This is a genomic window from Mesorhizobium sp. M1D.F.Ca.ET.043.01.1.1, from assembly GCF_003952385.1.
In the GTDB taxonomy this organism is placed as follows: Bacteria; Pseudomonadota; Alphaproteobacteria; order Rhizobiales; family Rhizobiaceae; genus Mesorhizobium.
Genome location: NZ_CP034444.1, coordinates 5,452,654 through 5,479,595, shown reverse-complemented (window position 1 = coordinate 5,479,595; position 26,942 = coordinate 5,452,654). Strand labels below are relative to the sequence as shown.

Genomic DNA, 26,942 nt, shown 5'->3' with positions numbered 1-26,942 from the left:
GATGCTTCAGTAGCTTGTCTTTGGTCCGGATTTGTCCGTCCAAGAGGGTGGGAGACCGACTTGAGAGGCTGCAAAATCCATCAGCCCGGGATCCCGGCCGAACCGTTCGCAAGCGTGATATTTCGGCTTGCCACCTAGGTTCGATTTCAGCTTCTGGTAGGATGGAAACTTGGGCAGTCCTTTGAACGGAGTCTTGCCCGTCACGAGCATTTTGGAGAAGTCGTTTCCGAAACTCGATGCCAGCGAATAGGCGTCGCCGACCTGTGACATTCTCGCGCTTGTGGTCACGAAATTCGCGCCCTTGGACCACACCATGGCAGCGGCCTGTTCTCCCGCTTTCGTGGTCGCCTCGGCCTCGACCGCGAGGCCGCCCAACCCCAGCGGCAGTCTCGGAACGGGAACGGGAGATACGAAAGAGGCCCCAAGCGATGTCGCCGTCGACACGCCGGCCATCGTCGCATTTGTCGGCACGATGCGCGTCACAGTGGCATGAACGACGAGATCGGCATCCTGCATACTGTCCACCACCTGGAAACGATCGCTGACCCCCACACAGAGCGCGCGGTTAATCGCATTTGCCACCAGGGCGCCATCGGACGGCTCTTTGACGGAGCGCGCGGCAAAAGCCGAGACCATGGTTGGCTCGATGTACACTGTTTTGGTCTGATTGAGATCTTGGGGCACGGCCTTGTATTCGGCTTTCCTGATGCGACCGTCGACTTTGGTCATGCCGTCATACGATACCAGGGAATAGCCGGGCTGAAGGGGAACCGAGGTGCAGCCGGCAATAGCCGATACGAGCAGAGAAGGGATAAGCACGTGGCCAATCTGTCGAGGTAACGGCCGACTGGTTGCTCGGTCTAGACGAAAATCTGGCACATCGTTCTCCTGTTGAGATGGTGGGAGGTAGGCGAGACGCTATTGTTCTTGTCCGGACGGCTGGGCGGCCGCGAGGTTCTCGGTGAATAGAGGCTTGTCTTGCCAAAGGTGGCCGCTCGCCATTTTGGCGTAGCCGAGGCTGTAGAGGACGCGCATGTAGTGGGTGTTGAACGGGTCGGCCATCTTGTAGGGAACCTGCATATCGATCGACCCGACATGGAAGCGGATGCCGTTCTTCTGGGCGTAGAGATAAGTCGCCAGCAAAGCGCTCCGGGTCTGTGACTTGATAAGCGTGGAGTTCGCCCTGGCCATGACAACGAAGGTGTTGTTCGTAGTTGTCGAGAATTCGGGCATGAGCGCGTTGTTGATCAGGATATACATGTTGAAGCGGCGGCCCTCGCGCCACTCATCCTTGTCAGGACCCGCCATCCAGCCTTCTGGGATCGTCAGTATCTGGGAGACTGCCCCACCGTCGGAGTGCATTTCTTCAAATGCTCGCTCGCCAGACCTGGCCTTGATGAGCACGGCTGGATAAACGCCCGGGATGCTTGCCGACGCAATGATGACATCCTGGAACAGCTTGAGCGCGTCCGGCCTGCCGCTGTCGGCGATAGCGCCCATATTCCAGATGACCGCTCTTTGGGAATCGAGGTTCGACGTCAGGATGTGCAGCCGCCGTCCCTTACGGTGTTCCGCAGCGATTTTGGCCAGTACGTCGCGGGTCAAATACCGTTCGACCATCGTCCGAAGAGGCTGCTGCTTCAGCAAACTTGCCCCGAACAGACCCTTCGGCAGGAAATCAGCATCGACCAGCGTTTCGGCAACGCCGCTTGTGTAGAGATCGGTGAGCGTCTTGTCGTAGGCCGAACCCAGGAAGGCGTAAGGCGCAATCAGGGCGCCCGTGCTGACGCCGCTGACGATATCGAATTGAGGACGTGTTCCCGCAGCGGACCAAGCCTTCAACGCTCCGACGCTGAAGGCGCCTGCGCCGCCACCGCTGGACAACGCCAGGTAATTGATTTCCTTGTTCTTGGTGATGGGTAGCCATGGGCGCTGGTCGGCCTGCTCCCTGGCCACATCCGCATAAGTACGGATATCGCGAAATCCATCGATGCCAGCCACTGTCGCGACCTTCGGCCCGTAGGCGATACGGTCCGGTGCCAGACAGCCGGCCAGAAATGCCAGCGACAAAATGGCCGTCAATCTATGCACGTCTACCGCCTGTACAGAGCTGTAGGCGGGGGCAACACGAGGTTCCTTCCGACCCATCAGCACGTTCCACGACCCGTCGAGGATCGTGTTGGGCGGAATTAGCTCAGATTCATCGTTGCCTTGGGTTTTGTCTTGTTAAGAATTGTTGCGTCATAGGCGCCAAATCGCATGCTTTCGGCGGCGCCAATCCGGTGTGTTGCTGCGGTGTATTGGAGACGGCGATCCGGTTGCTTTGAACCCGCGTGCGAGCCACGAAGGCACACTTGAAGCTCACGACAACAACACGGAACGGCGTGCGAAAGCCAGCATCGCTCAGGCGTCGCCGTGAAATGCGACCCCCTAATCCCGGAGAGCTCAGCAGCCGGGGTGGTGCCGCAAACGATCAACCTGCCAAAGCGGTTGTCTGCGCTTCCACCGCCTTTGCAGCGGGATTCAAGACAATTTGTGCCTGCGGCAGCAGGAACTTTACTCGTAAACCATGGGGCACGACGTTCTCCAAGTTTAGCGAGCCGCCATGCCCTTTCACGATCTCGTCCGCAATCGACAACCCAAGTCCGAAACCGCTGTTGGAATTCGACGCTCGGGCCTCGTCTGCCTTGAAAAATGGCTCCAAGGCCTTCTCGTGAAGGCCCTGAGCCAGACCGGGACCGTTATCGCGCACAACAATGGCCACTTCGCCCGGCGGATAATTGGACAATTGGACGTGAACGATCGTCCCGAACCTGACTGCATTTTCGACGATATTGGTTATCGCCCGCGTCAGCCCTTTCTGCTTGCAGGAATACCCAAATCTCTCAGGCCCGACATAGATGACCGTGTGGCCGAGATCGCAGAATCCCGCGACGATCGTCTTTAGCAAGGCCGCGATATCAACCTTGCGAAGCGCCTCGTCGCGGGCAGTGCTGCTCAGATATTGAAGGCTGTCCTCGATCATCGCCGTCAAGGTGGCGATGTCGTCAAGCATCAATTGCCTGGACGGAATCTCCTTCGATCGCTCCACGCGCATTCTCAGCCTAGTCAGCGGTGTCCTGAGGTCATGGCTCACGGCCGTCAGCATGCGCGTGCGGTCGTCAAGCATTTTGCGAATTCGGTGCCGCATCTCGTTGAGCGCCGTAGCGAGGGTGCGAAGTTCCTTGGCGCCGGCGACGGTGAACAATTCCTCCTCGTTGCTGTCGAGTCGCAGGCTCTTTGCCGCTTCAGCAAACCGGACAAGGGGCGACGTGATCACGCCTCCGATGTACAGCACCAGCAGAAGCATAGGCAGGATCAAAATAAGAATCTTGGCGACGAGCTCGACAATCACGCCGAAGAAGGCCGGATAGGTGTCAGCATCGGAGAAGCGGACCAGAAGGCCGCGCTTAGCATCGACGCGTACTGCCAAGGCATTGTGCTCTGCGTCTTGCGGGAGAACCACTGCCTCGAAGTCAGCAGGCAACACATTGCGCAACTCGTCGGCAACGAATTGCAAATGCTCTCGGCGGCTGCTCGCGACGTTGACATCACCCCAAGGGAGGAGTCGCATGTCGAGGCCGACCGGAGCGCTCGCTCGTAGCACCTTCTCAGCGTCGGCATCGCTGGCGCTGTTTCTGACTTGTCCTACGATCAATTCGATTTGTGTGCGTCTGACGGTCACCAGCGTCTGAGCTGGGCCGTTCTTGAAGATGTATGGCTCGGGCAAGAGCGCGATAATGCTCAGGAGCACCGCCGGGATAGGTATCGCGGCGAGCACGATGAACTGGAGGCGAATTGGCGCCCGTCTAAACCGGCCGATCATACGGCTACCGCAACCTCCGGGGTGAAAATATATCCGCCCAGCCGCACCGTCTTGATGAAAGTGGGTTCCCTATAGTTCGGCTCTATCTTTTGACGGATACGGCTGACATGTACATCAATGCTGCGATCGACAGGCCCCGCAGACCCGGCATGCGTGCAGGCGAGAATTTCGTGCCGGTTCATCACCTGCCTTGGATTCTGGCAGAATACGAGCAGCACATCAAACTCCGCTGTCGTGAGTGGCACATGGACACCGTCGCTGTCGGTGAGCTCGCGCGCGACCGGGTCTATCCGCCACCCCGCAAAGGTCAACGGCTCCTGGCTTGGCTTGGACTGGCTCTGATAGGACGATCGCCGCAGAAGCGCCTTTATCCGCGCCAGAAGTTCCCTGGAGCTGAACGGTTTCGTCACGTAGTCGTCAGCCCCTAGCTCCAGCCCAACGACCCTGTCCACCTCCTTGGTCAACGCCGTGAGCATAAGGATGGGCGTCGTGTCGGACGATCTGATCCTTCTGCAAATGCTGAAACCGTCTTCGCCCGGCAGCATCCCGTCGAGCACGATAAGGTTGAATTCCTTCTTTTTGAGCAGGCGATCCATTTCCGTTGCCGAACCAACGGCCTCGGCGACATAGCCCGCCTCTTTCATCAAATCGATAAGCATTCCGGCAATATCGCGATCGTCCTCGACGACAAGAATGCGAGCCGAAACCTGAAGAGGAACGGTGTATGCGATATTGTCCATAGGTCCAGCCATTCGGGTCGCCTCTGCACGACGCAATAAACCTCTCGCTCCCCGCCTGTCAGCAATAATTATGTTTATTTTTGTTGCCCCGCGGCTCGGAAGCACGATGGCTTTTCTAGACGCAAAAAATCCGAGCAGACCTCAACAACACTTAATCCTACTCGATGAGGGAGAAAGCCGCCGCCAGTTACAGTGCAGCCTCCGATGGCGTCCCTGCGACACTCCACAGACCCCAGCTATCCGTTTCGACGCGCGCTTCGGGATGGTGTCCCGCTGAGACTCGACGATCGAGTATCAATGTCGGTCGCCTGCGGAATTGCCTGTGACCGCCACAGCGCGACTACAGCATCTGCTCGAGAAAAGCCTTCGTCCGCGCCTCCCGCGGGTGATCAATATATCCTGCGGCGAGCCGTGCACCAGGATAACGCCTTGATCGGTGAAATAGATACGGTTGGCGTGTCATGACGGTCTCGGCGCCTTCGGCCATCAGAAAATCGTGTCCTCCGTCATGGCAGGGAAATGCCGCAACGCGGCTTGAAGCGGGCTTGGGTGCCAGCCTTGCATGGGTCTCGCTTCGGGTGCGGCAAGAATGCCTGCTGCAGTCCTCTACTGCAGCAGGCCCTTGACGATGGCGCTTGCCTTGGCGAAGTCCATCTGGCCGGCATATTTCTGCTTGAGCGCGCCGATGACCTTGCCCATGTCCTTCTGGCTGGCCGCGCCTGTCGCGGCGATCGCCTCGCGCGCCGCCGCCATGATTTCCGCGTCGCCGAGCTGCGTCGGCAGGAACTCGCGGATGATCTCCATCTCGCCGCGTTCCTGCGCGGCCAGTTCCGGCCGCTTGCCATCCTCGAAAGCCTTGGCCGATTCCTCTCGCTGCTTCACCATCTTGGCGAGGATCTGCAGGATCTCCTCCTCGCTCGCCGCCGGCTTGCCGGCGCCGCGATTGGCGATGTCGCGGTCCTGGATGGCGGCCTGGATCAGCCTGAGCGTCGGCAGGCGGTGCTTGTCCTGCGCCTTCATCGCGCTCTTCATGGATTCGGCGATTTTCTCGCGCATCGTGCTTCTCCTTCGAATGCGGCGGACAATAGCTTTGCTGGTAACCTAAGGCAAATCCCGGCAAGCCACTGATATCGCTGGACGAAAGCAAACCGAACCTGGCTGGCGGCCACCTCATTGACCGCTCCGCTGCCTTCGCCTATGTACTCGGTCTTGCATGAGACAATGAGTTGACGCAACGGAGCTGAAAATATCCAGCTCGCGCGTCTTGCCGCGCAAACGGTCCCGATGACCGGTTGAAGCGCCTGACAGGAGTGCCGCTATGGCGACGACCACCGCCCCTTGGGCCACCGAAAAGCCGACCGCCCTTCTGGTGCTCGCCGACGGCACGGTGATCGAGGGTCGCGGCCTCGGCGCCACCGGATCGGCGGTCGCCGAAGTCTGCTTCAACACCGCGCTCACCGGCTACGAGGAGATCCTCACCGACCCCTCCTATGCCGGCCAGATCGTCACCTTCACCTTCCCGCATATCGGCAATGTCGGCACCAACAGCGAGGATATCGAAGACCTCAATCCTGCGGCGCGCGCAGGCGCCGTCGGAGCCATCTTCAAGGCCAATGTCACCGACCCGTCCAACTACCGGGCAGCCGGTCATCTCGATCAGTGGCTGAAGAAGCGCGGGATCGTCGCGCTTTCGGGAATCGACACGCGCGCTCTCACCGTGCTGATCCGCGAGAAAGGCATGCCCAACGCCGTCATTGCCCACGCGCCCGATGGCGTCTTCGACCTCGACGACCTGAAGCGCCGCGCCGCCGCCTGGTCGGGCCTGATCGGGCTCGACCTCGCCAAGGAAGTCACCTCGGGCCAGTCCTCGGTCTGGCGCGAGACGTCCTGGGCCTGGAACAAGGGTTTTGGCGAGCAGGACGCGCCGTCGCTGCACGTCGTGGCGATTGACTATGGCGTCAAGCGCAACATCCTGCGCCTGCTCGCCGGTCTCGGCGCCAAGGTCACCGTCGTTCCGGCCAAGGCCGGCGCGGAAGAGATCCTGGCCATGCAGCCGGACGGCATCTTCCTCTCCAACGGTCCGGGCGATCCGGAAGCGACCGGCGAATATGCCGTGCCGGTGATCCAGGATCTGCTGAAGACCGACATCCCGGTGTTCGGCATCTGTCTCGGTCACCAGATGCTGGCGCTGGCGCTCGGCGGCAGGACCGAGAAGATGCATCAGGGCCACCACGGCGCCAACCACCCGGTGAAGGACCACACGACCGGCAAGGTCGAGATCGTCTCGATGAACCATGGTTTCGCGGTCGACGCCGACTCGCTGCCTGAAGGCGTCGAAGAAACGCATGTCTCGCTGTTCGACGGCTCGAATTGCGGCATTGCGCTGACCGGCCGGCCGGTGTTCTCGGTCCAGCACCATCCCGAGGCCTCGCCCGGCCCGCAGGATTCGCACTATCTCTTCCGCCGCTTCGTCAACCTCATCCGCGAACGGCGCGGCGAGCCGGCGCTGGCCGAGCGCGCCTGACCAGGGCGACGCGGCTCAAGCAGCGTCGGTCACGGCCTCCTGCGCGTGCATGCGCTCGACTTCCTTCGGCGTCGGCTTTGCCACCTTGGTCACGAAGACGACCACTGCCAGCGTGAGGAAAACCGCGCCGAGTACATAAGGCGCGCCGCCGAACGCAACCGGCGCGCGCGCGCCGGTGAACCAGGAAAAGATCGCCGTATAAAGCAGCGGCGTGATGATCGAGGTGATCGAGAAGATCGAGGTCATCGCGCCCTGCAGCTCGCCTTGCGCCGAAGGCGGCACCTTGGCGGCCGCGAGGCTTCTCAGCGGCGGATCGGCAAGCGCTTCCAGGCAACCGGCGACGATCACCGCGTAGATCATCCAGCCCTGCGTCGCGAACGCATAGCCGAAGGCGCTGAGCGCGGTGAAGGTAAGGCCGATCGCCGCCGTCTTCCACTCTCCGAGTTTCGGGATGACACGCGGCAGCACCGTCGCCATGACGATCGCGCCACACAGGCCGAAGGCGCCGAGCGAGAAGCCGATCTGCTGTTCGTTCCAGCCGTAGCGGTAGTTCGAGACGAAGGACCACACCGCCGGATACATCATGTGGCCGAGCGTCATCAGGAAGAAGACGAGCCCGATCCAGCCGATGCCGGGATAGCTGCGCATCTGGATGAGCGTGCCGACCGGATTGGCGCGCTTCCATTCGAAGCGGCGGCGGTGCTGCTGGTCGAGCGTCTCCGGCAGCAGGAACATCGCGATGAGGAAATTCACGAAGGCGAGTCCCGCGGCGAAATAGAACGGCACCCGCGGTCCGAACGTGCCGAGCAGCCCGCCGAGCACCGGCCCGATGACGAAGCCGACGCCGAATGCGATGCCGAGCAGGCCGAAATTCTTGGCCCGGTTCTCGTCGTTCGATACGTCGGCGATGAAGGCCGAAGTCGTCGAATAGCTGGCGCCGGAAATGCCGGCGAGCACGCGGCCGATGAACAGCATCGGGTAGGACCAGGCGATGGCGCAGATCAGGTTGTCGATCGAAAAGGTGAGCACCGAGGCGAGCAGGATCGGCCGCCGGCCGAAGCGGTCGCTCAAGCCGCCGATGATCGGCGCGAAGAAGAACTGCATCGCCGCATAGACGAAGAACAGCCAGCCGCCCTCGATCGCCGCCTCGCTGACGCCGACGCCGGTCAGTTCCTGCAGATAGGCCGGCAGCACCGGCATGATGATGCCGAAGCCGATGACATCGAGCAGAAGCGTCGTGAAAACGAGCGCAAGGCCCCGCTTGGCGGTCTTGGGGTCGATCATGATGGTGTCAAGCTCCTCGGCCGCCCAGGGGCAAGGACGGGATGCACTTTATAGGCGAGCTTGTCGCCCGGAACAATAAGCGAACGGCTGCAACTGCCTCATCCTGACATCAGTTGCTGGCAACGATGCGGAAAGACGGCAGCGCTACGCCGCCGCCTCAGACCGGGTTGTTGAAAGTATCGCAGTCCGAAAGCTTGCCGCTCTTGTAGCCGCGCGCCAGCCAGGTCTGCCGCTGCGCCGACGTGCCGTGGTTGAAGCTTTCCGGGACGACATAGCCCTGCATCTTCTTCTGCAGCGTATCGTCGCCGATCTGCTTGGCCGCGTTGAGCGCGCTTTCCATGTCGCCCTGCTCCAATATGCCCTTCTGCGCGGTGTAGTGCGCCCAGACACCCGCGAAACAGTCGGCCTGGAGCTCGACCCGCACCGACATCTGGTTGGCCTCCGCCTCGCCCATGCCTTGCCGCATCTGGTTGAACTTGGACATGATGCCAGTGAGGTTCTGCACGTGGTGGCCAACCTCATGCGCGATCACATAGGCGCGGGCAAACTCGCCCGAGGCGCCGAACTGCTGGTCGAGCTGCTGGAAGAAGGTCATGTCGAGATAGACCTTGTGGTCGCCCGGGCAATAGAACGGGCCGGCCGCCGAGGAAGCAAATCCGCACGCCGAGCGGATCTGGCTGCTGAACAGCACCAGCTTGGGGTCCTCATAGGTTAGGCCTTCGGATTTGAAGATGCCGGTCCAGGTTTCCTCGGTTTCGGCGAGCACCGTCGCCACGAACTGCTTCATCTCGTCGGAAGCCGGGGCGCCGCCATCCGGCGAACTGCCGTCTTCGGTGATCTGGCCACCACCGCCGTCACCCAGAATCTGCGACGGATCGAAGCCGAAATACCATCCGGCGAGAACGACCAGGATGACGAAGATGATGCTGCCGCCGCCGCCGGCGCGCCCGCCGATCGGAACCCGGAACTGGCCTGGGCTGCCGCCACCGAATCCGCCGCCGCTATCGCCGCGCTGGTCTTCGATGTTGTCGCTCTGACGACGGCCTCTCCAAAGCATGGCAATTCCTCGTGCTGCGAATATCTGCAAGGCCCGGCTCGCGACCGCCCCTCCACAAACAATTATCCCAATGTCAGGTCAAGTCACAGCATTTTTCAACCGAAATACGAGCCCAAAAGGGCGGCACGGCGCGACTTTGCGACCGCGTCAGACCCCAGACGGGCCGGGAATTTCAGCTCTTCTGTTTCGAGCCCGCGCTTTTGCCGTCTGAACTCTTGGAGCGTTCTTCGAAACGGGCGCCGCCCTTCTTCAGCGGACGTCCGGTTTCGGCCTCGGTCTTGCGTTCGTCTCGCGCCGAGGCCTGCCTCAAGCCCTTCGCTGATTCCTTGCCCTTTTTGGTCGGTGCCTGTTCCACGCCCATCGCTTGCTCCTCCCTGGGTCCGCCAAGGATTGCGGACCTGGGAAACGAACGCACTGGATGCGTGGCGGTTCCAGGGTCACTCGAAGGGAGCCGAGTTGGCTTAGCGGGTTATCATCGCCCGCCGAAACGCTTCCAGCGTCTCGGCGCTGACATGGTGCTCGATGCCCTCGGCGTCGATGCGCGCCGTCTCGGCGCTGACGCCGAGCGAGCGCAGGAAGGCTTCCACCGTCTGGTGGCGGATGCGGCTCTCCTCGGCGACCTTCCGTCCGGCTTCGGTCAGGAACACCCCGCGATAGGGCTTTCTGGAAACCAGCCCGTCGGCGCACAGCCTGGTCAGCATCTTGGCCACGGTGGGTTGCGCGACGCCAAGCCTGGCAGCGATATCGACCTGGCGCGCCTCGTTGCCGTCCTCGATCAGGTCGGCGATCAACTCGACATAGTCCTCGACGAGCGCGCCGCGGCGCGCTTCGCGCGTGTGCCGGAACCCTTCCGAATGGATTTCGGCATCGGGAAGCGGCTCTTCACGTCGAACCGGTCTGTTCCTCAGCGCCAATACGCGCTCCTTCTTGGCTGGCCGAAGGCTGAATCGGGATCGCATTCATAACACGAACCCCGGCGACCCGGCCGTTTATTTGCATTCCCTCTCACATGCAACCGGCTCTGCGGCACGATCGGACAAAAGCACAAACAATGAAATATAGCCTATTGCATAATGTTGAGCCATGGCATAGATAGGGGCGTAGTCATCCATTTCCGCGGAATCCTCCATGTCCGACGCCGAAGCAGCCGCCGTATCCAGTTCCTCGTGGCAATTTGCCCGGGCCGATGCGGGCGAGCAGCCCAGCCTGCGCGAGGTCAACGCCACGATCGCGGTGCCGCGGGCCGGCGTCTGGTTCCGCCGGCTGTTCGCCTTCATGGGCCCGGGCTACATGGTGTCGGTCGGCTATATGGACCCGGGCAACTGGGCGACCGACCTCGCCGGCGGCGCGCAGTTTGGCTACACGCTGCTTTTCGTCATCATGCTGTCGAACCTGATGGCGATCCTTTTGCAGGCGCTGGCCGCGCGTCTCGGCATCGCCACCGGCCGCGACCTCGCGCAGGCCTGCCGCGCCTATTATCCGCGCTCGGTCAATTTCCTGCTCTGGATCGCCTGCGAACTGGCGATCATCGCCTGCGATCTCGCCGAGGTGATCGGCACGGCGATCGCGCTGCAGCTCTTGTTCGGCATTCCGCTGATCGGCGGCGCGGTGCTCACCGCGCTCGACGCCTTCCTTGTGCTGCTGCTCATGAACAAGGGCTTCCGCTACCTCGAAGCTTTCGTGGTCGCGCTGCTGATCATCATCTTCGGCTGCTTCGCCATCCAGATCTTCGTCGCCGCGCCGCCGGCCGGTTCGATCCTGCACTCGATGTTCGTGCCGTCGTCGCAGATCGTCACCAACCCGACGATGCTCTACATCGCCATCGGCATCATCGGCGCCACCGTGATGCCGCATAATCTCTACCTGCATTCCTCGATCGTGCAGACCCGCGCCTATCAGCGTACCGATGCGGGCAAGCGCGACGCCATCAAGTGGGCGACGACGGATTCGACCATCGCTCTGATCCTGGCGCTGTTCGTCAACGCCTCCATCCTGATCGTCGCTGCCGTGGCCTTCCACGGCACCGGGCACAAGGATGTCGCCGAGATCGGCCAAGCATTTGAATTGCTGTCGCCGCTCTTGGGCCTGAGCATCGCCTCGATCCTGTTCGCGATTGCGCTGCTCGCCTCCGGACTCAACTCGACGGTCACCGCGACGCTCGCCGGCCAGATCGTGATGGAAGGCTTCCTGCGCCTGCGCATCCCGCAATGGGCGCGGCGCCTGCTGACGCGCGGTATCGCCATCGTCCCCGTCGTGATCGTCACCGCGCTCTACGGCGAAAAGGGCACCGCCCAGCTTCTGGTCTTCAGCCAGGTGATCCTGTCGATGCAGTTGCCCTTCGCCGTGGTGCCGCTGGTGCAGTTCGTGTCGGACAAGAAGAAGATGGGCAATTTCGCCATCCCGCGCGGCGTCGCAGCGCTCGCCTGGGTGGTCGCGGCCATCATCCTGGTGCTCAACTTCAAGCTGCTCTTCGACACTTTCGCCGGCTGAGATCAGGCCGCGACATCCGGGCCGGCCGCGCTATCTTCTGGAAGCATGACCGGATCGGACGACGCCCGAAGATTCTACGCCAAGCTGATGGCCGCGCATGCGCGGTCAGCCGATCCGCGCATCGAGGAGGTGTTCACCTCGGTGCCGCGCGAGGCCTTTCTCGGGCCTGGGCCGTGGACCGTCTTTGCCGGCGACGGCGGGTTCAAGACGCCGACCGCCGATCCGAGCTACATCTATCAGAACGTGCTGGTGGTGCTCGATGCCGACAAGGGCATCAACAACGGCGAGCCGGTTCTGCACGCCATGTGGATCGGCAAGGTGGGACCGAAGCCCGGCGAGGCCGTCACCCATATCGGCGCCGGCACCGGCTACTACACGGCGCTGCTGGCGAAGCTGGTCGAGCCCGGCGGCAGCGTCACCGCCTTCGAGATTGAAGCCGACCTCGCCCGGCAAGCCAGGATCAACCTCGCAGCCTATGGCAATGTCGAGGTCGTTCCCGGCGACGCCGTCGCCAGCCCGGTGCCGCCCTCCGATGTCATCTATGTCAATGCCGCGGTCGTTGCCCCTCCCGCGGCATGGTTGAAAGCGCTCAGACCCGGCGGCCGCCTGATCTTCCCCTGGCGGCCGGCGGACCGCATCGGCCTCGCCGTGCTGGTCACCCGCATGCAGGCGGGTTTCGCCTGCCAGCCCTTCATGGGCTCGTGGTTCATCCCGTGCGTCGGCGCTTCCGTCGCCGGCCCCGAGGCAAAAGTGCCGACCCGCGAGCGCGCCGCCCGCACGCGCTCGATCTGGCTGAGCGAAGACAAAGCACCCGACCGCACCGCCACCGCCGTGTTCGGCGATGTCTGGTTCTCGTCGCGCATCATTCGCGGCGGCAAACGCTGAAAACCTTGCCGGCGGCTGTCGAAATGGAGGCTCGTCATTCGTCCTTTGACCAATTCCAGGAAAGTGCGCAGCGGAAAGGAGAAGACCATGCGAAAAATCATAGCCGCCACCTTCGTCAGCCTCGACGGCGTCATGCAGGCGCCCGGCGGACCGGAAGAGGATCCGGTCGGCGGCTTCAAGTTCGGAGGCTGGACCTTCCATTACTTTGACGAGGTGGCGGGTGCGGGTTTGGATGAACTGTTCTCCAAACCCTTCGCCCTGCTGCTTGGCCGCAGAACCTACGACATCTTCGCCGCATACTGGCCGTATCAGAAAGATCCGATCGCGGATGCCTTCAACCCTGCGACCAAATATGTGGCGACGCATCGTCCGGATTCGCTCACCTGGCAGAACACCCAGTCGCTCGGGCCGGACGTCGTTGCAAGACTTAGGGAACTCAAACAGGAAGACGGACCTGACCTGCTCATCCAGGGGTCTGGCAATCTGATCCAGACCCTGCTCGCCAACGGGCTGATCGACGAGATCCGGTTGATGACCTTCCCGCTGCTGCTGGGCAAGGGCAAGCGGCTGTTCGGCGATGATGCGATGCCGGCCGCCTTCAAGCTTGTCAGGTCGCAGGCCACCAGCACCGGCGTCGTCATGGCGACCTATGAGCGTGGCGGCGAGATCCGCACGGGTTCCTTCGCTCATCAGGAGCCTTCCGAGGCCGAACTCGAGCGGCGCAAGAACTGGAAGTAGGTGCCGAGGCTTGTTTCCTCTCCCCCGCCAAAGCGGGGGAGAGGAAGGAAAGGCCTTCACGCCGCCTGGCGATGGCGCGCCAGCCCCTTGCGGATATGCGCCGCGAACGCCTCTGCCGCCGGCGCGATGGCATGCTTCGGCACATGCAGGTTGACGGAAAAATTCGGCAGGGCCGGAAGGCCGGCATCGGACAGGATGTCGAGATCGGCCGGAACTGTCGAGGCGAGCCAGGTGGTCACCGCAAGATCGGCGCGCACCGTTGCTGTCGTGGCGTCGATATTGCCGTTCTCGAACACTGTGCGCCAGTCGAGCCCATGCGCGCCGAGCGCTGCCAGCACCGCCGGACGGAAGGCGCAGCTGTCCGCAACCATCGACACCGGCAGCGGCCGCTTCAGGCGCGCTGAGCCGCCCCTCGCCCCGACCCAGACCAGGCGGTCGACCAGCAGGCATTCGCCTGCCGTCGGACCGGACCGCTCCTCGATGACGGCGAGATCGATCGTCCCTGCCGCCAGTGCCGCCGCAAGTTCCGGCGAGGAGGCGCAGACCAGCGATATCTCCACCTGCGGGTGGGCTTCGGCGTAAGTCTTGAGCACGGGTTGCAGCAATGTGCCGACAAGGTCGTAAGGCACGCCGATGCGCACCCGGCCGGCAACCGCCTTGCCGCTTATCTCCGCCAGGATCTCGTCATTGAGCTGCAGAAAGCGCCTCCCCTTGTCGAGCAGCCGTTCGCCGGAACGCGTCAGCTTCAAGCCGCGCCGGTCGCGCCCGAACAGTGTCTGGCCGAGAACCTCCTCCAGCCGCTTGATCTGCTGGCTGACGGCGCCTTGGGTCAGATTGAGGGCATTGGCAGCGCCCGTCATGCTCGCCTTGTCGGCTGCCGCGACGAAGGTGCGCACGAGCGTGGTGTCGAGATCACGGATCATTTCTCCATTATAGATGCTAATGCTGGCTATATCAAACATTGCATTTACTGATGTCATAGAACGCCTAGCATGCCGGTTCCTTCGACCCGGAAAGCCTGGATGTCCGAAACCATTATCCCCCTCGTGCTGTTCGCGCTAATCTCGACTTCGACGCCCGGCATCGCCACAACGCTGTCGACGGCGTCCGGCGCGCAGTTCGGCTTTCGCCGCTCCGTGCCGCTGATGGCCGGCAGCGCCGCGGGACTGGCCTCGGTGGCCGCGGCGGGCGCGGCCGGGCTTGCCGGGCTGCTGGCCGCCGTCCCTTCCCTGCAGCTCGCCATGAAGATCGCCGGCTCGCTCTATCTGATCTGGCTGGCGATCAGGATCGGCCGCAGCGGTCCGCCCAATCTCGACGTGAGCATGGCCAGCCCCAACAGCTTCCTCGGCGGCGCCGGCATCCAGTGGGTGAACCCGAAAGGCTGGGCGATGGGACTGGGCGCCGCCGCATCCTTCGCGGCGCTCGCCGACGGTCCCTTGCAGCTGGCGCTGCTGCTCGGCGCCGTGTTCGGCCTTGCGGCGGCATTCTCGCTGTCGCTGTGGTGCGTGGCCGGCACGCTGCTTGCGCGGCTGCTCAGCACCGAGCGGCAGTGGCGCGCGCTCAACATCGTGCTTGGCCTGCTGCTGGCCGCCTCGATCCTGCAGATGTGGCGGCCAGCCTGAGAAAGGCGGAGAACTATACCGCGTAGCGCGCCGCCGGCTTGCCGGCGAAAAGGCTGCCGTAGAACTGGTCCCGCGCGCCGAGATAGGCCTCCAGCCCGGCCGCATCGGCCAGACCGGGCGCGGTGACGGTCTCGCCCTGGCCGAACCCGGCAAGCGCCGCGTCGACCAGGTCGTCGGCGCTCATCACCCAGTCCTGGTTGATCCTGTCGAGACTGATCCCGGAGACGTCCCAGAACTCGGTGCGGATCGGCCCGGGCAGAACGACCTGCGCCCTCACCTTGGTGCCGGCGACCTCCTTCTGCAGCGCTTCGGTGAAGTTGACCACATAGGCCTTGGTGCCGCTGTAGATGCCGCCGACGGCGATGCCATAGGCGACCACCGAGGCGATGTTGATGATGGCGCCGCGGTTGCGCGCCAGCAGCCCCGGCAGCACCGCGCGGGTCAGCCGCGTCAAGGCAACGACATTGACCTTGATCATCTGTTCGGCAGCGTCAGCGTCGGCGTCGGCCACCGTCTCGATGCCGCCCATGCCGGCATTGTTGATCAGCAGCGTCACGCTCTCGTCCGTCGCGACCGCCTGCTCGACCCGGCGCAGATCGGCGTCGATGGAGAGATCGGCGACGATCGTCTTGACCTTGCGGCCATAGGCATAGGCCAGCCTGTCCGCCACTTCCTCCAGTCGGTCGGCGCGCCGCGCCACCAGCACCAGATCGTAGCCCTGCCCGGCCAGTCGGTCGGCATAGACCGCGCCGATGCCCGAGGACGCGCCGGTGATCACGGCCGTGCCCTTGTTGTCCTTCGTGCTCATAGTCCTTGTTCCTTTTCGTCCTGTCCGCACTTGCCAGGCGTCGGCGACATCTAGCTGCCGCGCCTGTCCAATTTTCAATTAGTGGCATATGCCACTTTCTCGAAGTAGGTATATGCCACTATCTTGTCAACGGCGTCGGCGAAAACTATTTCTGCGGCAGGGTGGCGCACGTTTCGCCGGCAAGGAGTGGATATGACCGAAGCTCAGCACCTTGGATTCAGCCGTTGCAACAACGCCACCTTGCGGCGCGCCGCGCGCAGGCTCGGCCGCTTCTATGACGACGCGCTGGCGCCTTCCGGCCTCAAGGGCACGCAGTTCGGCCTGCTCTACCAGATCCATGTCAGCAGCGAGCCGGCGATGGGCGCCATCGCCGAAGCGCTGATCATGGACCTGTCGGCGCTCGGCCACACGCTGAAGCCGCTGATCCGCGACGGCTATGTCGAGACTTTTGCCGACAAGGAGGATCGCCGCATCAAGCGCGTGCGGCTGACGCCGCAGGGAGAGGTTAAGCTCGACGAGGCGGTCAAGCTGTGGAGCGCCGCCCAGCGGCAATTCGAGGACAAGGTGGGCGCGGAGCAGGCCGCGAAGCTGCGCGCGGCGCTGGACGCGGTAGCCGCGCTGGATTTGGAAATTACGGCGGCCGCTCCTTCCATCTGAAGAAGCGGCCGCCGTTCAAGTCTGCGGCAACTCTATTCGGCCGGCATGGCGACCGGGCGCGCCAGCATCCGCCCAGCCAGCACGACACCCAGCCCCACGATCGGGAACATGGCGGCGATCACGCCGAGATCGGCGGGGGCGCCGAGGCGCAGCACGGCACCCCCGACCACAGCGCCGAGCGCGACGCCGAAATAGAGCGCCGAGGCATTGAGCGAGAGCACGATGGGAGCGGCGTCGGGGGCTATCTTGATGATGCGGCTCGCCTGTGCCGGCGGGAACGCCCAGCCGACGATGCCCCACGGCACCATCATGCCTATCAGCGCCGGCCCGGCGATCGAATGCGGCAGGAAGGTCGGGATCAGCGAGAAGGTGATCAGCATCCCAGCCGAGAGCGCCAGCGACCAGGCGACGGTGCGCGTCGCGCCGAAACGGTCGGCCGCCTGGCCACCGGCGATGTTGCCGATGACGGCGCCGACGCCGAAGGCAAGCAGCATGCCTGGCAGCGCAAGCGGGCTGAGGCCGCCGCCCTCGATCGCCAAAGGCGCAATGAAGGCGAAGACGGTGAAGGCGCCGACGAGCGCCAGCACGGTCGTGACCAGGATCGGCAACACGCCGGGACGGACCGCCGCCGCCAGCCGGCGTTTCAGCGGCAGCCTGGTGCCGATAATGCCGCGCGGCAGCCGCCACCACAGGATCGCGCCGGCAAGCGCGCCGAGCCCGGCGATGGCGAAGAATGTGCCGCGCCAGCCGGCGATCGCCGCCACCAGCGCGCCGAGCGGCGCGCCGACCGCCACCGCCACCGTGGTGCCGCCGACGACGACGGCGATGGCGCGCGCCCGGTGATGATCATCGACCAGCGCCACCGCCGTTCCTTGCGCGGTCGCCGCGAACAGGCCGGACGAGAGCGCCATCACGATGCGCGCGATCAGCAGCAATTCGAAGGACGAGCTTACCGCCGCGACCAGATTGCCGATGACGAAGAAGACCAGCGTCCACAGGATGACGCGCCGCCGGTCCCACTCGCCGGTCAGCGTGGCGAGCACCGGCGCCCCGATCGCATAAGCGAGCGCGAAGGCGGTGATCAGCGAGCCGGCGAGCGGAACGGAGATGCCGGCATCGGCGGCGATATCGGGAAGAAGGCTGGAGATGACGAAGCCCTCGGTCGAGATCGCAAACGATCCGAGCGCAAGCCAGAAGATCCGCTTGTCCATGGGTCACGTGTCCTTAGTTCAAAAGTTATTGAACAATTGGACATGAAGGGCCATGATGTCAACGCAGCAAAGCAAAAATAGCTGAACCCTGCTGACAGCACTGTGTCAGGACGGGGCAAAGATCGAGAAGCTGTGTAAACCGCCAAGAGGAGGAGACGCGTTGAAGTTGGTCCCGTTTGCGCTTAATTCTGGCCCATGACCCTGCCCCATCCAACCGCCGACCAGATCAGCCTGCCGATCGTGCTTGCCGTGCTCGGCGACCCGACAAGGCTGGCAATCGTGCGCTTCCTCGCCAGCAAGGAAGGCGTGCCGATGAACTGCGGCAAGTTCCTCGACCTCGCCTCCAAGACCAACCTCAGCTACCACCTCGCCAAGCTGCGCGAGGCGGGCGTGACCCGCACCGAGGCGGCCGGCACCAGCCGTCTGATCACGCTGCGCCGCGACGACCTCGACAAGCGCTTCCCCGGCCTGCTCGACAGCGTGATCGCGGCCGCCGGCGAGGACAAGGCGCTGCCGATGGTCGGCACCGTCGACAGCGAAATCGACGCCTGATGCGCATTGCCGTTCTCGCCGACATCCACGGCAACGTGCTCGCCCTGGACGCCGTGCTCGCCGATCTCGAGCGGCGCGGCGGCGCCGACCTCATCGTCAATCTCGGCGATTTGGTCTCCGGGCCTCTGTGGCCGCGCGAAACGATGGAACGGCTGGAAGCGCTCGGCCTGCCGACGGTGCGCGGCAACCACGACCGCCGTGTCGCCGAGGACCCGGCCGACGAGAAAATGTGGCCTTCCGACCGCTATGCGCAGGAGCGGCTGACCGCCGCGCAGCGCGATGCGCTGTTTGCCTTGCCGCTCACGCTCGAGATCGCGCCGGGCATCGTGGCCTTCCACGCCAGGCCCGACCATGACGAAAAGTACCTCGCCGATGCGATCGTCGAGGGCCAGCTGGTGCGCGCGCCGCTCGCCGTGATCAAGCGGCGGCTGAAGTCGCTCGACCCGGCCTGTCGGGTCGCGTTGTGCGGCCACAGCCATCGCAGCGAGCTCGTCCGCATTCCGGGCGGCCCGGTCGTCTTCAACCCTGGCAGCGTCGGCTGCCCTGCCTATTCCGACGATACGCCGCCCGCGCATGTCTCCGAGCAGGGCAGCCCGCATGCGCGCTATGGCATCGTCGAGTTGGATGCGGCTTACCGTCCCGATCGCTTCGAGGCGATCGCCGTCGACTACGACCATGAAGCCGCCGCAAAGCAGGCCGAACAAGCGGGCCGGCCGGAATGGGCGCACGCGCTGCGGACCGGTTTTATGAAGGATTGAGAATGAGGCGCAAAGTTGCGCTCCGATCGACATTGCTGATCGCCGCTCCTTTGCTCACGGCCGCCATGCCGGCCTTGGCCGAGGAAGCGCCGGGCACGATCATTTCGATCATCGGCGGCCTGGCGCCGGACGATCTCCTCAACATCCGCGCTACCGCTTCGCCGAGCGGCAAGATCGCGGCGCGCCTGCCGAACGGCGCGGCCGTGAAGAATTACGGCTGCAAGGACGTCGACAACTACCCCTGGTGCAAGGTCGAGGATACGCAGGGCGCGCACGTCATCGGTTGGGTGCCCGCCCGCTATCTCAGCCCCAACAATCCGGCGCCGGCGCCGGAAGATGCCGCCGCGCCGGCGACCGACGCCAGCCTGCCCCGGGACGCCGACGCGCCCTCCGAAGAACCGCCGGACATCGCGGCGCGCGTGGGCGGCGCCGAGCCGGCCGAGCCGCCATCCGCCGCCGATATCAGCGTGACCGCCATGCAGGATGCCTATGGCCTCGCCTTCGCGGCCCAGGCAACGGCTGCATTCGACACCCCCGATGCCGAGGGCGGCATTCCCTGCGCGCGCCATGTCGGCCAGCCGATGACCCGTTGCGAAATCAGCGTCGCGCATGAGGGTGGCGACAGCGCCGTGACCGTGACCTGGCCGGACGGCGGCTCGCGCGTCATCACCTTCCGCGACGGCAAGCCGGCCGGCTCGGACTCGCCCGACGAGTTCCGCTTTACCCGCGAGGGCAGCCTGAACATGATCCGCGTCGGCGTTTCCGAGCGGTTCGAGATCACCGACGCGCTGGCGTTGGGGGAGTAGGCGTCAGGGAGTAGGGGAATAGGTTTGCAGCACGATCGAACTTTCCCCTACTCCCTTATATTCCCGTACTGCCCTGCTCCCCCACGGCCCTATCCCCTCATTTTCGGGGTTACATCCGCCAAAACTCTTCCCTATAAGGCCCTCCTAGCCTGATACCAGAATCGCAAGCACAACCGGCCGGGTCCTCCCCGCCCGGTTTTTCGTGCAAGCCGCTCGCCGAACGGAACCAATCGCCTATGCCAAGACGCACCGACATCAAGTCGATCCTGATCATCGGGGCCGGCCCCATCGTCATCGGCCAGGCATGCGAGTTCGACTATTCCGGCACCCAGGCCTGCAAGGCGCTGAAGGAAGAGGGTTTCCGCGTCATCCTGGTCAACTCCAATCCGGCCACCATCATGACCGATCCGGAGCTGGCCGACGCTACCTATATCGAGCCGATCACGCCCGAAGTGGTGGCCAAGATCATCGCCAAGGAGCGCCCGGACGCCCTGCTGCCGACCATGGGCGGCCAGACCGCGCTGAACACCGCGCTTTCGCTGCGCCGCATGGGCGTGCTGGAGCGCTATCAAGTCGAGATGATCGGCGCCGATGCGCACGCCATCGACAAGGCCGAGGACCGCGCGCTGTTCCGCCAGGCGATGAGCAAGATCGGCCTGGAGACGCCGCGCTCGATGCTGGCCAACGCCACCGAGGTCAAGGACGCCGACCGCAAGATCCACGAGGCCGAGCGCGCCGCGCTGAAGGCGGAACACCCCGAGAACCTCGACGCCGCGCTCGATGCGCTGGAGACGCGCTGGAACCTCGGTGAAGGCGACCGCAAGCAGCGCTATATCAGCCATGCCATGGCGGTCGCCGCCCAGGCGCTCGACCATGTCGGCCTGCCGGCCATCATCCGGCCCTCCTTCACCATGGGCGGCACCGGCGGCGGCATCGCCTACAACCGCGCCGAATTCTACGACATCGTCCAGTCCGGCCTCGACGCCTCGCCGACCACCGAGGTGCTGATCGAGGAGAGCGTGCTCGGCTGGAAGGAGTATGAGATGGAGGTCGTCCGCGACAAGGCGGACAACTGCATCATCATCTGCTCGATCGAGAACCTCGACCCGATGGGCGTGCACACTGGCGATAGCATCACCGTCGCGCCGGCGCTGACCTTGACCGACAAGGAATATCAGATGATGCGCAACGCCTCGATCGCGGTGCTGCGCGAGATCGGCGTCGAGACCGGCGGCTCCAACGTGCAGTTCGCCGTCAACCCGGCCGACGGCCGCCTGGTGGTGATCGAGATGAACCCGCGCGTCTCGCGCTCCTCCGCCTTGGCGTCGAAGGCCACCGGCTTCCCGATCGCCAAGGTCGCCGCGAAGCTTGCCGTCGGCTACACGCTGGACGAGCTGGAGAACGACATCACCGGCGGCGCGACGCCGGCCTCGTTCGAGCCGTCGATCGACTATGTGGTGACGAAGATCCCGCGCTTTGCCTTCGAGAAATTCCCCGGCGCCGAGCCGGTGCTGACCACCGCCATGAAGTCTGTCGGCGAAGTGATGGCGATCGGCCGCAGCTTCCAGGAATCGCTGCAGAAGGCGCTGCGCGGACTGGAAACCGGCCTCACCGGCCTGGACGAGATCGAGATCCCCGGCATCGGCCACGGGCCTACCGCCGCCAATCACGTCGACGATCGCAACGCCATCCGCGCAGCCCTCGGCACGCCGACGCCCGACCGGCTGCGCATGGTGGCGCAGGCGATCCGCATGGGAACCTCGCTCGAGGACGTGCATGCCATGTGCAAGATCGACCCGTGGTTCCTCGAGCAGATCGCCGGCATCATCGCCATGGAAGAGCGCATCCGCGAGCACGGCTTGCCGCAGGACGCAGAGAATCTGCGCATGCTGAAGGCGATGGGTTTCTCCGATGCCCGCCTCGCCTCGCTGACCAAGACCGACGCCGAGCACGTTCAGAACGCGCGCGAAAAGCTCGACGTTCATCCGGTCTACAAGCGCATCGACACCTGTGCCGCCGAGTTCGCCTCGCCGACCGCCTATATGTACTCGACCTATGAGACGCCCTTCGTCGGCGAGCCCGCCAACGAGGCGCGGGTATCAGCGCGGAAAAAGGTCGTCATTCTCGGCGGCGGCCCGAACCGCATCGGCCAGGGCATCGAGTTCGACTATTGCTGCTGCCACGCGGCCTTCGCGCTGCGCGACGCCGGCTTCGAGGCGATCATGGTCAACTGCAACCCGGAGACCGTCTCGACCGACTACGACACTTCCGACCGCCTCTATTTCGATCCGCTGACGGCCGAGGACGTGCTGGAGATCCTGCGCGCCGAGCAGGCCTCGGGCGAGCTCGTCGGCGTCATCGTCCAGTTCGGCGGCCAGACGCCGCTGAAGCTGGCGGACGCGCTGGAGAAGGCCGGCATCCCGATCCTCGGCACCTCGCCCGACATGATCGATCTGGCGGAGGACCGCGATCGCTTTCAGAAGCTCTTGCACAAGCTCGGCCTCACCCAGCCGAAGAACGGCATCGCCTATTCGGTCGAGCAGGCGCGCCTCGTCGCCGCCGAGCTCGGCTTCCCGCTGGTGGTGCGTCCGTCCTACGTGCTCGGCGGCCGCGCCATGCAGATCATCTACAACGAAGGCATGCTGCAGACCTATCTGCTCGACACCGTGCCCGGCCTGGTGCCGGAGGACATCAAGCAGAAATACCCCGCCGACAAGACCGGCCAGATCAACACGCTGCTCGGCAAGAACCCGCTTCTGTTCGACACCTATCTCACCGGCGCGACCGAGGTTGACGTCGACTGCCTCTGCGACGGCAAGGAGACCTTTGTCTCCGGCATCCTGGAGCATATCGAGGAGGCCGGCATCCATTCGGGCGATAGCGCCTGTTCGCTGCCGGTGCACTCGCTGCACCCGGACCTCGTCGACGAGCTGGAGCGGCAGACGGCGGCACTCGCCCGCGCGCTCAATGTCGGCGGCCTGATGAACGTGCAATACGCGATCAAGGACGGCACGGTCTATGTGCTGGAGGTCAACCCCCGCGCCTCGCGCACCGTGCCCTTCGTCGCCAAGACCATCGGGCGTCCTATCGCAAAAATCGCCGCCCGCATCATGGCCGGCGAGACGCTCGAAAACGCCTTCGCACACTACGGCCCCATGCCCGACGCGCGCAATCCCGGCCACATCGCGGTTAAGGAAGCCGTCTTCCCCTTCGCCCGCTTCCCCGGCGTCGACATCCTGCTCGGGCCGGAAATGCGCTCGACCGGCGAGGTGATGGGCCTCGACCGCGACTTTGCGCTGGCCTTCGCCAAGAGCCAGCTGGGAGCAGGTGTCGATCTCCCCCGCGCGGGCACGCTGTTCGTCTCAGTCCGCGACGAGGACAAGAAGGGCATCCTGCCGGCGGTAAAACGCCTCGCCGGCCAGGGCTTCAAGGTTCTCGCCACCTCCGGCACCGCCCGCTTCCTCGCCGAGAACGGCGTGACGGCCGAAAAGATCAACAAGGTGCTCGAAGGCCGCCCCCACATCGAGGACGCCATCCGCAACCGCCAGGTCCAGATCGTCTTCAACACCACCGACGGCCAGAAAGCGGTGTCGGACTCAAAGTCGCTGCGGCGTGCAACGCTGATGCAGAAGGTGCCGTATTACACGACGCTGTCGGGCGCTGCCGCAGTAGCCGAGGCGATTGCGGCGCTGCGGGCGGGGAATTTGGAGGTGAGACCGCTGCAGGAGTATTTTGGGTGAGGCGCCTTTTCCTTCTCCCCTTGTGGGAGAAGGGGGAGTTTTCCTTACCCCTGCCCCGGATAAGCCCTCCCATCCTTGTGCAAAAACCGCCCATCCGAACTCGGGCTCGTCATGTCGATGTCGGAGCAGGTGATGACATCGTCCGTGTTGCGCGAGCCGACTTCCAGGTAGCGCGCCGTCACCGATGACCGGTTGATCATGTGGTGGCCGTCGCCGCTGTTCTTGGCGAAGGCGGCGACGTCGCCCGCCTTGAGCAGCGTCTCGCCGCCGTCCTCGACCAGCGTCAGCTCGCCCTCCAGCACATAGACGAGTTCGTCCTCATGGCTGTGCCAGTGGCGCTGGCTCGACCAACCGCCGGGCGGCAGCGTCATCAGGTTGACGCCGAAATCCTGCAGGCCGCCGGCATCGCCAAGGCGCTGCCGCGTGCGTCCGGCGCAAGGCTGGTCGAAGGGCGCGGGGTAGCCAGAGCCCTTGCGGATTGGCACGGCGGATAGGTCGATCTTGGGCATGGCTGCTGCTCCTGGATTTGTGCCCACAGTCTAGTTCGCCGCCATCGCACTCTACGGCGCCCCCCTCTGTCCTGCCGGACATCTCCCCCACTTGGGGGGAGATTGGCAGCTTCGCCGGCGGCGCGCTTCCTGCAACGTTGGCGATTAGCGAAAGCCGCGATGACGGCTGATCTCCCCCCTTGTGGGGGAGATGTCCGGTAGGACAGAGGGGGGCGCCGTAGAGTGCGACTTTGGATTGTTCGCTCGCTTGCTTAGTTCTCCTGATGCGCCACCGCCAGTTCCTTCGCATGCTTCTCGTGCATCTTCAGCGTGGGCAGCGTCTTCTTGGCGAATTCCTTCATCGCCGGGTCGTCGCCCGACTTGGCATAGGTGCTGAACAGGGCGACGGCGTCCTTGTGCGCGTCCAGTTGCATCCGGATGTATTTCTGGTCGAAATCCTTGCCGCTCGCGTTCTTCAATTCGCCGAGCAAATGCTGTTCCTCGGGTTGCAGCGCAGGGCCGGCGGGCTTGATCGAGGCGGTCGTCTGGCCCTGGCTGAGCGCCGCCTTGAAGTCTTCGCCGGCCTTGGTGTGATCGGCAATCATCTGCCTGGCGAAGGCCTTCACGTCGTCCGACGATGATTTCTCCCCGGCCAGCCTGCTCGACTGGATTTCGAATTCGTTGGCGTTGGGCACGGCGGCGACGAAGGTCTGGGTGTCGACCTTGTTCTCGGTCACCATCGGGCCGACCGCATCCGTGTCGTCCGACTGAGCAAAAGCGCCCTCCGCGCCGGCAAGCAGGGCGACGGCGGCCAGGGTCAGAAGCGTTCTCATCTGAAATCTCCGATCCGGTACAGCCCCTCTGCCAATTCCAACGCGGTGCGGGTCACCGCGGTTGCGTCGGTGTCCGCGCCTAGCCCTTCACCCCGCCGGCGGTGAGCCCCGAAACGATCTTGCGCTGGAAGATCAGCACCAGCACCACCAGCGGCACGGTGACGATAACCGATGCGGCCATGATGTTGCCCCACGGGATCTCGAACTGCGAGCTGCCGGAAAGCAGCGCGATCGCCACCGGCACGGTGCGCTGCGCGTTGTTGGAGGTGAAGGTCAGCGCGAACAGGAACTCGTTCCACGCGCCGATGAAGGCGAGCATCCCCGTCGTCGCCAGCGCCGGCCACATCAGCGGCAGGAAGACACGTGTGATGATGATCCAGGGCGTCGCGCCGTCGAGGATCGCCGCTTCCTCGATCTCGACCGGCAGGTCGCGCACGAAGGTGGTGAGCACCCAGACGGTGAACGGCAGGGTGAAGATCATATAGGAGAAGATCAGCGCGATGAGCGCATTGTAGAGTCCGGCCCAGCGGATCATCTCGAACAGGCCGGCCAGCACCGCCACCTGCGGGAACATCGACACCGAGAGGATGCCAAGCATCAGCGCCGAGCGGCCGCGAAAACGAATGCGCGCCAGCGAATAGGCGGCGGTGACGCCGAGCAGCAGCGAGATCAGCACGACGGCGCCCGAGACGACCAGCGAGTTCATAAGGTTGCGCAGGAAGGTGCCTTCGGTGAGCACATTTGAGTAGTTGGCGAGGCTGATCGTCTGCGGCCAGAGATTCGCCTCGAAGAGCTCCGTTCCCGATTTCAGGCTGGTGACGATGGCGTAGTAGAACGGGAAGACGGCGATGAAGACGATCAACGCCACCAGCAGATAGAAGGCCGCGCGCTTCAGGAGCTTCATCTCAGCGGCCTCCCTCCAGCCTTATCCGGGCGATGCGGATGTAGGAAATGGTGAGCAGCGCGAGGATCAGGAACAGCAGCGTCGAGGCGGCCGAGCCATAGGCGAACTTGTCGAACTCGAACAGGTTCTCGCGCGCGAACACCGACATCGACTTGGTCTGCACATTGTTGGGCGTCAGCACATAGATCAGGTCGAAGATGCGCAGCGCGTCAAGCGCGCGGAAGATCACGGCCACCATCACCGCCGGGCGGATCAGCGGCAGGGTCACCCGCCAGAAGATCTGCCACGGATTGGCGCCGTCGAGCCTCGCCACCTCGATGATCTCGCGCGGCAGCATCTGCAGTGCCGCAAGGATCAACAGCGCCATGAACGGCGTCGTCTTCCAGATGTCGACGATCAGCACGGCGACCATCGCCGTGTCGGCGCTGGCGGTCCAGGCAATCTTGGCATGGATCAGGCCGAGATTGATGAGCACGACATTGATGATGCCGAACTGGTCGTTGAGCATCCACTGCCACATTTTGGCCGAGACGATCGTCGGGATCGCCCAGGGAATGAGGATCGCCGCCCTGACGATGCCGCGGCCCGGGAACTCCGCGTTGAGCACCAGCGCGACGATCGTGCCGAGGACGGTCTCGCAGGTCACCGAGACCGCGGTGAAGCGCACCGTGTTCCACACGGCGCGCCACCACACCGGGTCGACGAGCAGCCCGTCATAGAGCGTCCGGCCGCTCGGCATCGACAGCATCGAGAAATAATTGGCGAAGCCGACCCACTGGCGGGCGTCGAGGTCCGATAGCGAGGCGTCGGTGAAGCTGAAATAGACGGTGCGGATCAGCGGCCAGCCGGCGACGGCGGCCAGCACCAGCAGCATCGGCGTGAGGAACAGCCAGGCCGAGCGCACACGCTGCGCCATCAGCCGCGAGGACGGGCGCCCGGCAGCGGCTGCTCGCGGCGGGCCCGGCTTCGTCAGCACGGAC

At 64.1% G+C, this 26,942-nt stretch carries 26 protein-coding genes; 10 read left to right on the top strand and 16 right to left on the bottom strand.

The features are described 5' to 3' along the window. Positions 1 to 6: 6 nt before the first annotated feature. The 5 genes from EJ067_RS26570 to EJ067_RS26550 all read right to left on the bottom strand — a co-directional run bounded on the left by EJ067_RS26570 (position 7) and on the right by EJ067_RS26550 (position 5,661). The gene (locus EJ067_RS26570) at positions 7 to 729 is read right to left on the bottom strand and encodes a DUF3313 domain-containing protein (protein WP_245468048.1); all 723 of its coding nucleotides are present in this window, start codon (positions 727 to 729) and stop codon (positions 7 to 9) included. Between the two features lie 189 nt (positions 730 to 918). Continuing rightward, a complete protein-coding gene (locus EJ067_RS26565; protein WP_245468047.1) occupies positions 919 to 2,091 on the bottom strand; it encodes a patatin-like phospholipase family protein in 1,173 nt (390 codons plus the stop codon). A 382-nt stretch (positions 2,092 to 2,473) separates the two neighbouring features. Continuing rightward, entirely contained in the window at positions 2,474 to 3,865 is a 1,392-nt protein-coding gene (locus EJ067_RS26560; protein ID WP_126088135.1) for a HAMP domain-containing sensor histidine kinase, read from the bottom strand. Continuing rightward, positions 3,862 to 4,617, bottom strand: coding sequence for a response regulator (locus tag EJ067_RS26555; RefSeq protein ID WP_126088134.1), 756 nt, complete (start codon positions 4,615 to 4,617; stop codon positions 3,862 to 3,864). Before EJ067_RS26555 ends, EJ067_RS26560 begins: the two co-directional genes overlap by 4 nt. A 594-nt stretch (positions 4,618 to 5,211) precedes the next feature. Further along, the gene (locus EJ067_RS26550; protein WP_126088133.1) at positions 5,212 to 5,661 is read right to left on the bottom strand and encodes a GatB/YqeY domain-containing protein; all 450 of its coding nucleotides are present in this window, start codon (positions 5,659 to 5,661) and stop codon (positions 5,212 to 5,214) included. Positions 5,662 to 5,923: 262 nt separating this feature from the next. On the opposite strand from EJ067_RS26550, the gene carA reads away from it, so the two are divergent. Continuing rightward, a complete protein-coding gene (gene carA, locus EJ067_RS26545; RefSeq protein ID WP_126088132.1) occupies positions 5,924 to 7,129 on the top strand; it encodes a glutamine-hydrolyzing carbamoyl-phosphate synthase small subunit in 1,206 nt (401 codons plus the stop codon). Between the two features lie 15 nt (positions 7,130 to 7,144). Here the strand turns inward: carA and EJ067_RS26540 are convergent, their stop codons facing one another. The 4 genes from EJ067_RS26540 to mntR all read right to left on the bottom strand — a co-directional run bounded on the left by EJ067_RS26540 (position 7,145) and on the right by mntR (position 10,384). Further along, positions 7,145 to 8,413: a TCR/Tet family MFS transporter gene (locus EJ067_RS26540; RefSeq protein ID WP_126088131.1), complete on the bottom strand. Its 1,269-nt coding sequence runs from the start codon at positions 8,411 to 8,413 to the stop codon at positions 7,145 to 7,147. 157 nt (positions 8,414 to 8,570) lie between these two features. Next, positions 8,571 to 9,470: a neutral zinc metallopeptidase gene (locus EJ067_RS26535; RefSeq protein ID WP_126088130.1), complete on the bottom strand. Its 900-nt coding sequence runs from the start codon at positions 9,468 to 9,470 to the stop codon at positions 8,571 to 8,573. A 172-nt stretch (positions 9,471 to 9,642) separates the two neighbouring features. Next, positions 9,643 to 9,831 carry a hypothetical protein gene (locus EJ067_RS26530; RefSeq protein ID WP_126088129.1) on the bottom strand — a complete coding sequence of 63 codons (189 nt, stop codon included), beginning with the start codon at positions 9,829 to 9,831 and terminating at the stop codon, positions 9,643 to 9,645. Positions 9,832 to 9,931: 100 nt separating this feature from the next. Beyond that, positions 9,932 to 10,384, bottom strand: coding sequence for a manganese-binding transcriptional regulator MntR (mntR, locus tag EJ067_RS26525; RefSeq protein ID WP_168247650.1), 453 nt, complete (start codon positions 10,382 to 10,384; stop codon positions 9,932 to 9,934). Between the two features lie 214 nt (positions 10,385 to 10,598). Between mntR and EJ067_RS26520 the strand changes: the two genes are divergently transcribed. The 3 genes from EJ067_RS26520 (at position 10,599) to EJ067_RS26510 (ending at position 13,583) form a co-directional block, all read left to right on the top strand. After that, on the top strand, positions 10,599 to 11,960 hold the full coding sequence (locus EJ067_RS26520; RefSeq protein WP_126088127.1) for an Nramp family divalent metal transporter: 1,362 nt from the start codon (positions 10,599 to 10,601) through the stop codon (positions 11,958 to 11,960). A 45-nt stretch (positions 11,961 to 12,005) separates the two neighbouring features. Next, entirely contained in the window at positions 12,006 to 12,845 is an 840-nt protein-coding gene (locus EJ067_RS26515) for a methyltransferase domain-containing protein (RefSeq protein WP_126088126.1), read from the top strand. A gap of 87 nt (positions 12,846 to 12,932) precedes the next feature. Beyond that, entirely contained in the window at positions 12,933 to 13,583 is a 651-nt protein-coding gene (locus tag EJ067_RS26510) for a dihydrofolate reductase family protein (RefSeq protein WP_126088125.1), read from the top strand. A 56-nt stretch (positions 13,584 to 13,639) separates the two neighbouring features. On the opposite strand, the gene EJ067_RS26505 is transcribed toward EJ067_RS26510, so the two are convergent. Next, entirely contained in the window at positions 13,640 to 14,506 is an 867-nt protein-coding gene (locus EJ067_RS26505; RefSeq protein WP_126088124.1) for a LysR substrate-binding domain-containing protein, read from the bottom strand. A gap of 99 nt (positions 14,507 to 14,605) precedes the next feature. Between EJ067_RS26505 and EJ067_RS26500 the strand changes: the two genes are divergently transcribed. Continuing rightward, positions 14,606 to 15,205, top strand: coding sequence for a LysE family translocator (locus EJ067_RS26500; protein WP_126088123.1), 600 nt, complete (start codon positions 14,606 to 14,608; stop codon positions 15,203 to 15,205). Positions 15,206 to 15,218: 13 nt separating this feature from the next. Here the strand turns inward: EJ067_RS26500 and EJ067_RS26495 are convergent, their stop codons facing one another. Continuing rightward, positions 15,219 to 16,013, bottom strand: a complete 795-nt coding sequence (locus EJ067_RS26495) for an SDR family oxidoreductase (protein WP_126088122.1) — start codon at positions 16,011 to 16,013, stop codon at positions 15,219 to 15,221. 192 nt (positions 16,014 to 16,205) lie between these two features. Between EJ067_RS26495 and EJ067_RS26490 the strand changes: the two genes are divergently transcribed. Beyond that, positions 16,206 to 16,670 (top strand): MarR family winged helix-turn-helix transcriptional regulator, encoded by a 465-nt coding sequence (locus tag EJ067_RS26490; protein WP_126088121.1) that lies wholly within the window; start codon positions 16,206 to 16,208, stop codon positions 16,668 to 16,670. Between the two features lie 32 nt (positions 16,671 to 16,702). Here the strand turns inward: EJ067_RS26490 and EJ067_RS26485 are convergent, their stop codons facing one another. Continuing rightward, positions 16,703 to 17,881, bottom strand: coding sequence for an MFS transporter (locus EJ067_RS26485; protein ID WP_126088120.1), 1,179 nt, complete (start codon positions 17,879 to 17,881; stop codon positions 16,703 to 16,705). A 195-nt stretch (positions 17,882 to 18,076) separates the two neighbouring features. On the opposite strand from EJ067_RS26485, the gene EJ067_RS26480 reads away from it, so the two are divergent. The 4 genes from EJ067_RS26480 to carB all read left to right on the top strand — a co-directional run bounded on the left by EJ067_RS26480 (position 18,077) and on the right by carB (position 23,737). Next, the gene (locus EJ067_RS26480) at positions 18,077 to 18,433 is read left to right on the top strand and encodes a helix-turn-helix transcriptional regulator (protein WP_126088119.1); all 357 of its coding nucleotides are present in this window, start codon (positions 18,077 to 18,079) and stop codon (positions 18,431 to 18,433) included. Continuing rightward, positions 18,433 to 19,191, top strand: coding sequence for a metallophosphoesterase family protein (locus tag EJ067_RS26475; protein WP_126088118.1), 759 nt, complete (start codon positions 18,433 to 18,435; stop codon positions 19,189 to 19,191). The genes EJ067_RS26480 and EJ067_RS26475 overlap by 1 nt, the downstream gene beginning before the upstream one ends. A 2-nt stretch (positions 19,192 to 19,193) precedes the next feature. Further along, positions 19,194 to 19,997 (top strand): SH3 domain-containing protein, encoded by an 804-nt coding sequence (locus EJ067_RS26470; RefSeq protein WP_126088117.1) that lies wholly within the window; start codon positions 19,194 to 19,196, stop codon positions 19,995 to 19,997. Between the two features lie 236 nt (positions 19,998 to 20,233). After that, the gene (carB, locus tag EJ067_RS26465) at positions 20,234 to 23,737 is read left to right on the top strand and encodes a carbamoyl-phosphate synthase large subunit (protein ID WP_126088116.1); all 3,504 of its coding nucleotides are present in this window, start codon (positions 20,234 to 20,236) and stop codon (positions 23,735 to 23,737) included. A gap of 44 nt (positions 23,738 to 23,781) precedes the next feature. Here carB and EJ067_RS26460 read toward each other — a convergent pair whose 3' ends face one another. The 4 genes from EJ067_RS26460 to EJ067_RS26440 form a co-directional block, all read right to left on the bottom strand. Further along, positions 23,782 to 24,246 carry a cupin domain-containing protein gene (locus EJ067_RS26460; RefSeq protein ID WP_126089752.1) on the bottom strand — a complete coding sequence of 155 codons (465 nt, stop codon included), beginning with the start codon at positions 24,244 to 24,246 and terminating at the stop codon, positions 23,782 to 23,784. Positions 24,247 to 24,497: 251 nt separating this feature from the next. After that, positions 24,498 to 25,058 (bottom strand): DUF4142 domain-containing protein, encoded by a 561-nt coding sequence (locus EJ067_RS26450; protein ID WP_126088115.1) that lies wholly within the window; start codon positions 25,056 to 25,058, stop codon positions 24,498 to 24,500. Between the two features lie 79 nt (positions 25,059 to 25,137). Further along, a complete protein-coding gene (locus EJ067_RS26445) occupies positions 25,138 to 25,962 on the bottom strand; it encodes a carbohydrate ABC transporter permease (RefSeq protein WP_126088114.1) in 825 nt (274 codons plus the stop codon). A gap of 1 nt (position 25,963) precedes the next feature. Continuing rightward, positions 25,964 to 26,878: a sugar ABC transporter permease gene (locus tag EJ067_RS26440; RefSeq protein WP_126089751.1), complete on the bottom strand. Its 915-nt coding sequence runs from the start codon at positions 26,876 to 26,878 to the stop codon at positions 25,964 to 25,966. Positions 26,879 to 26,942 lie beyond the last annotated feature (64 nt).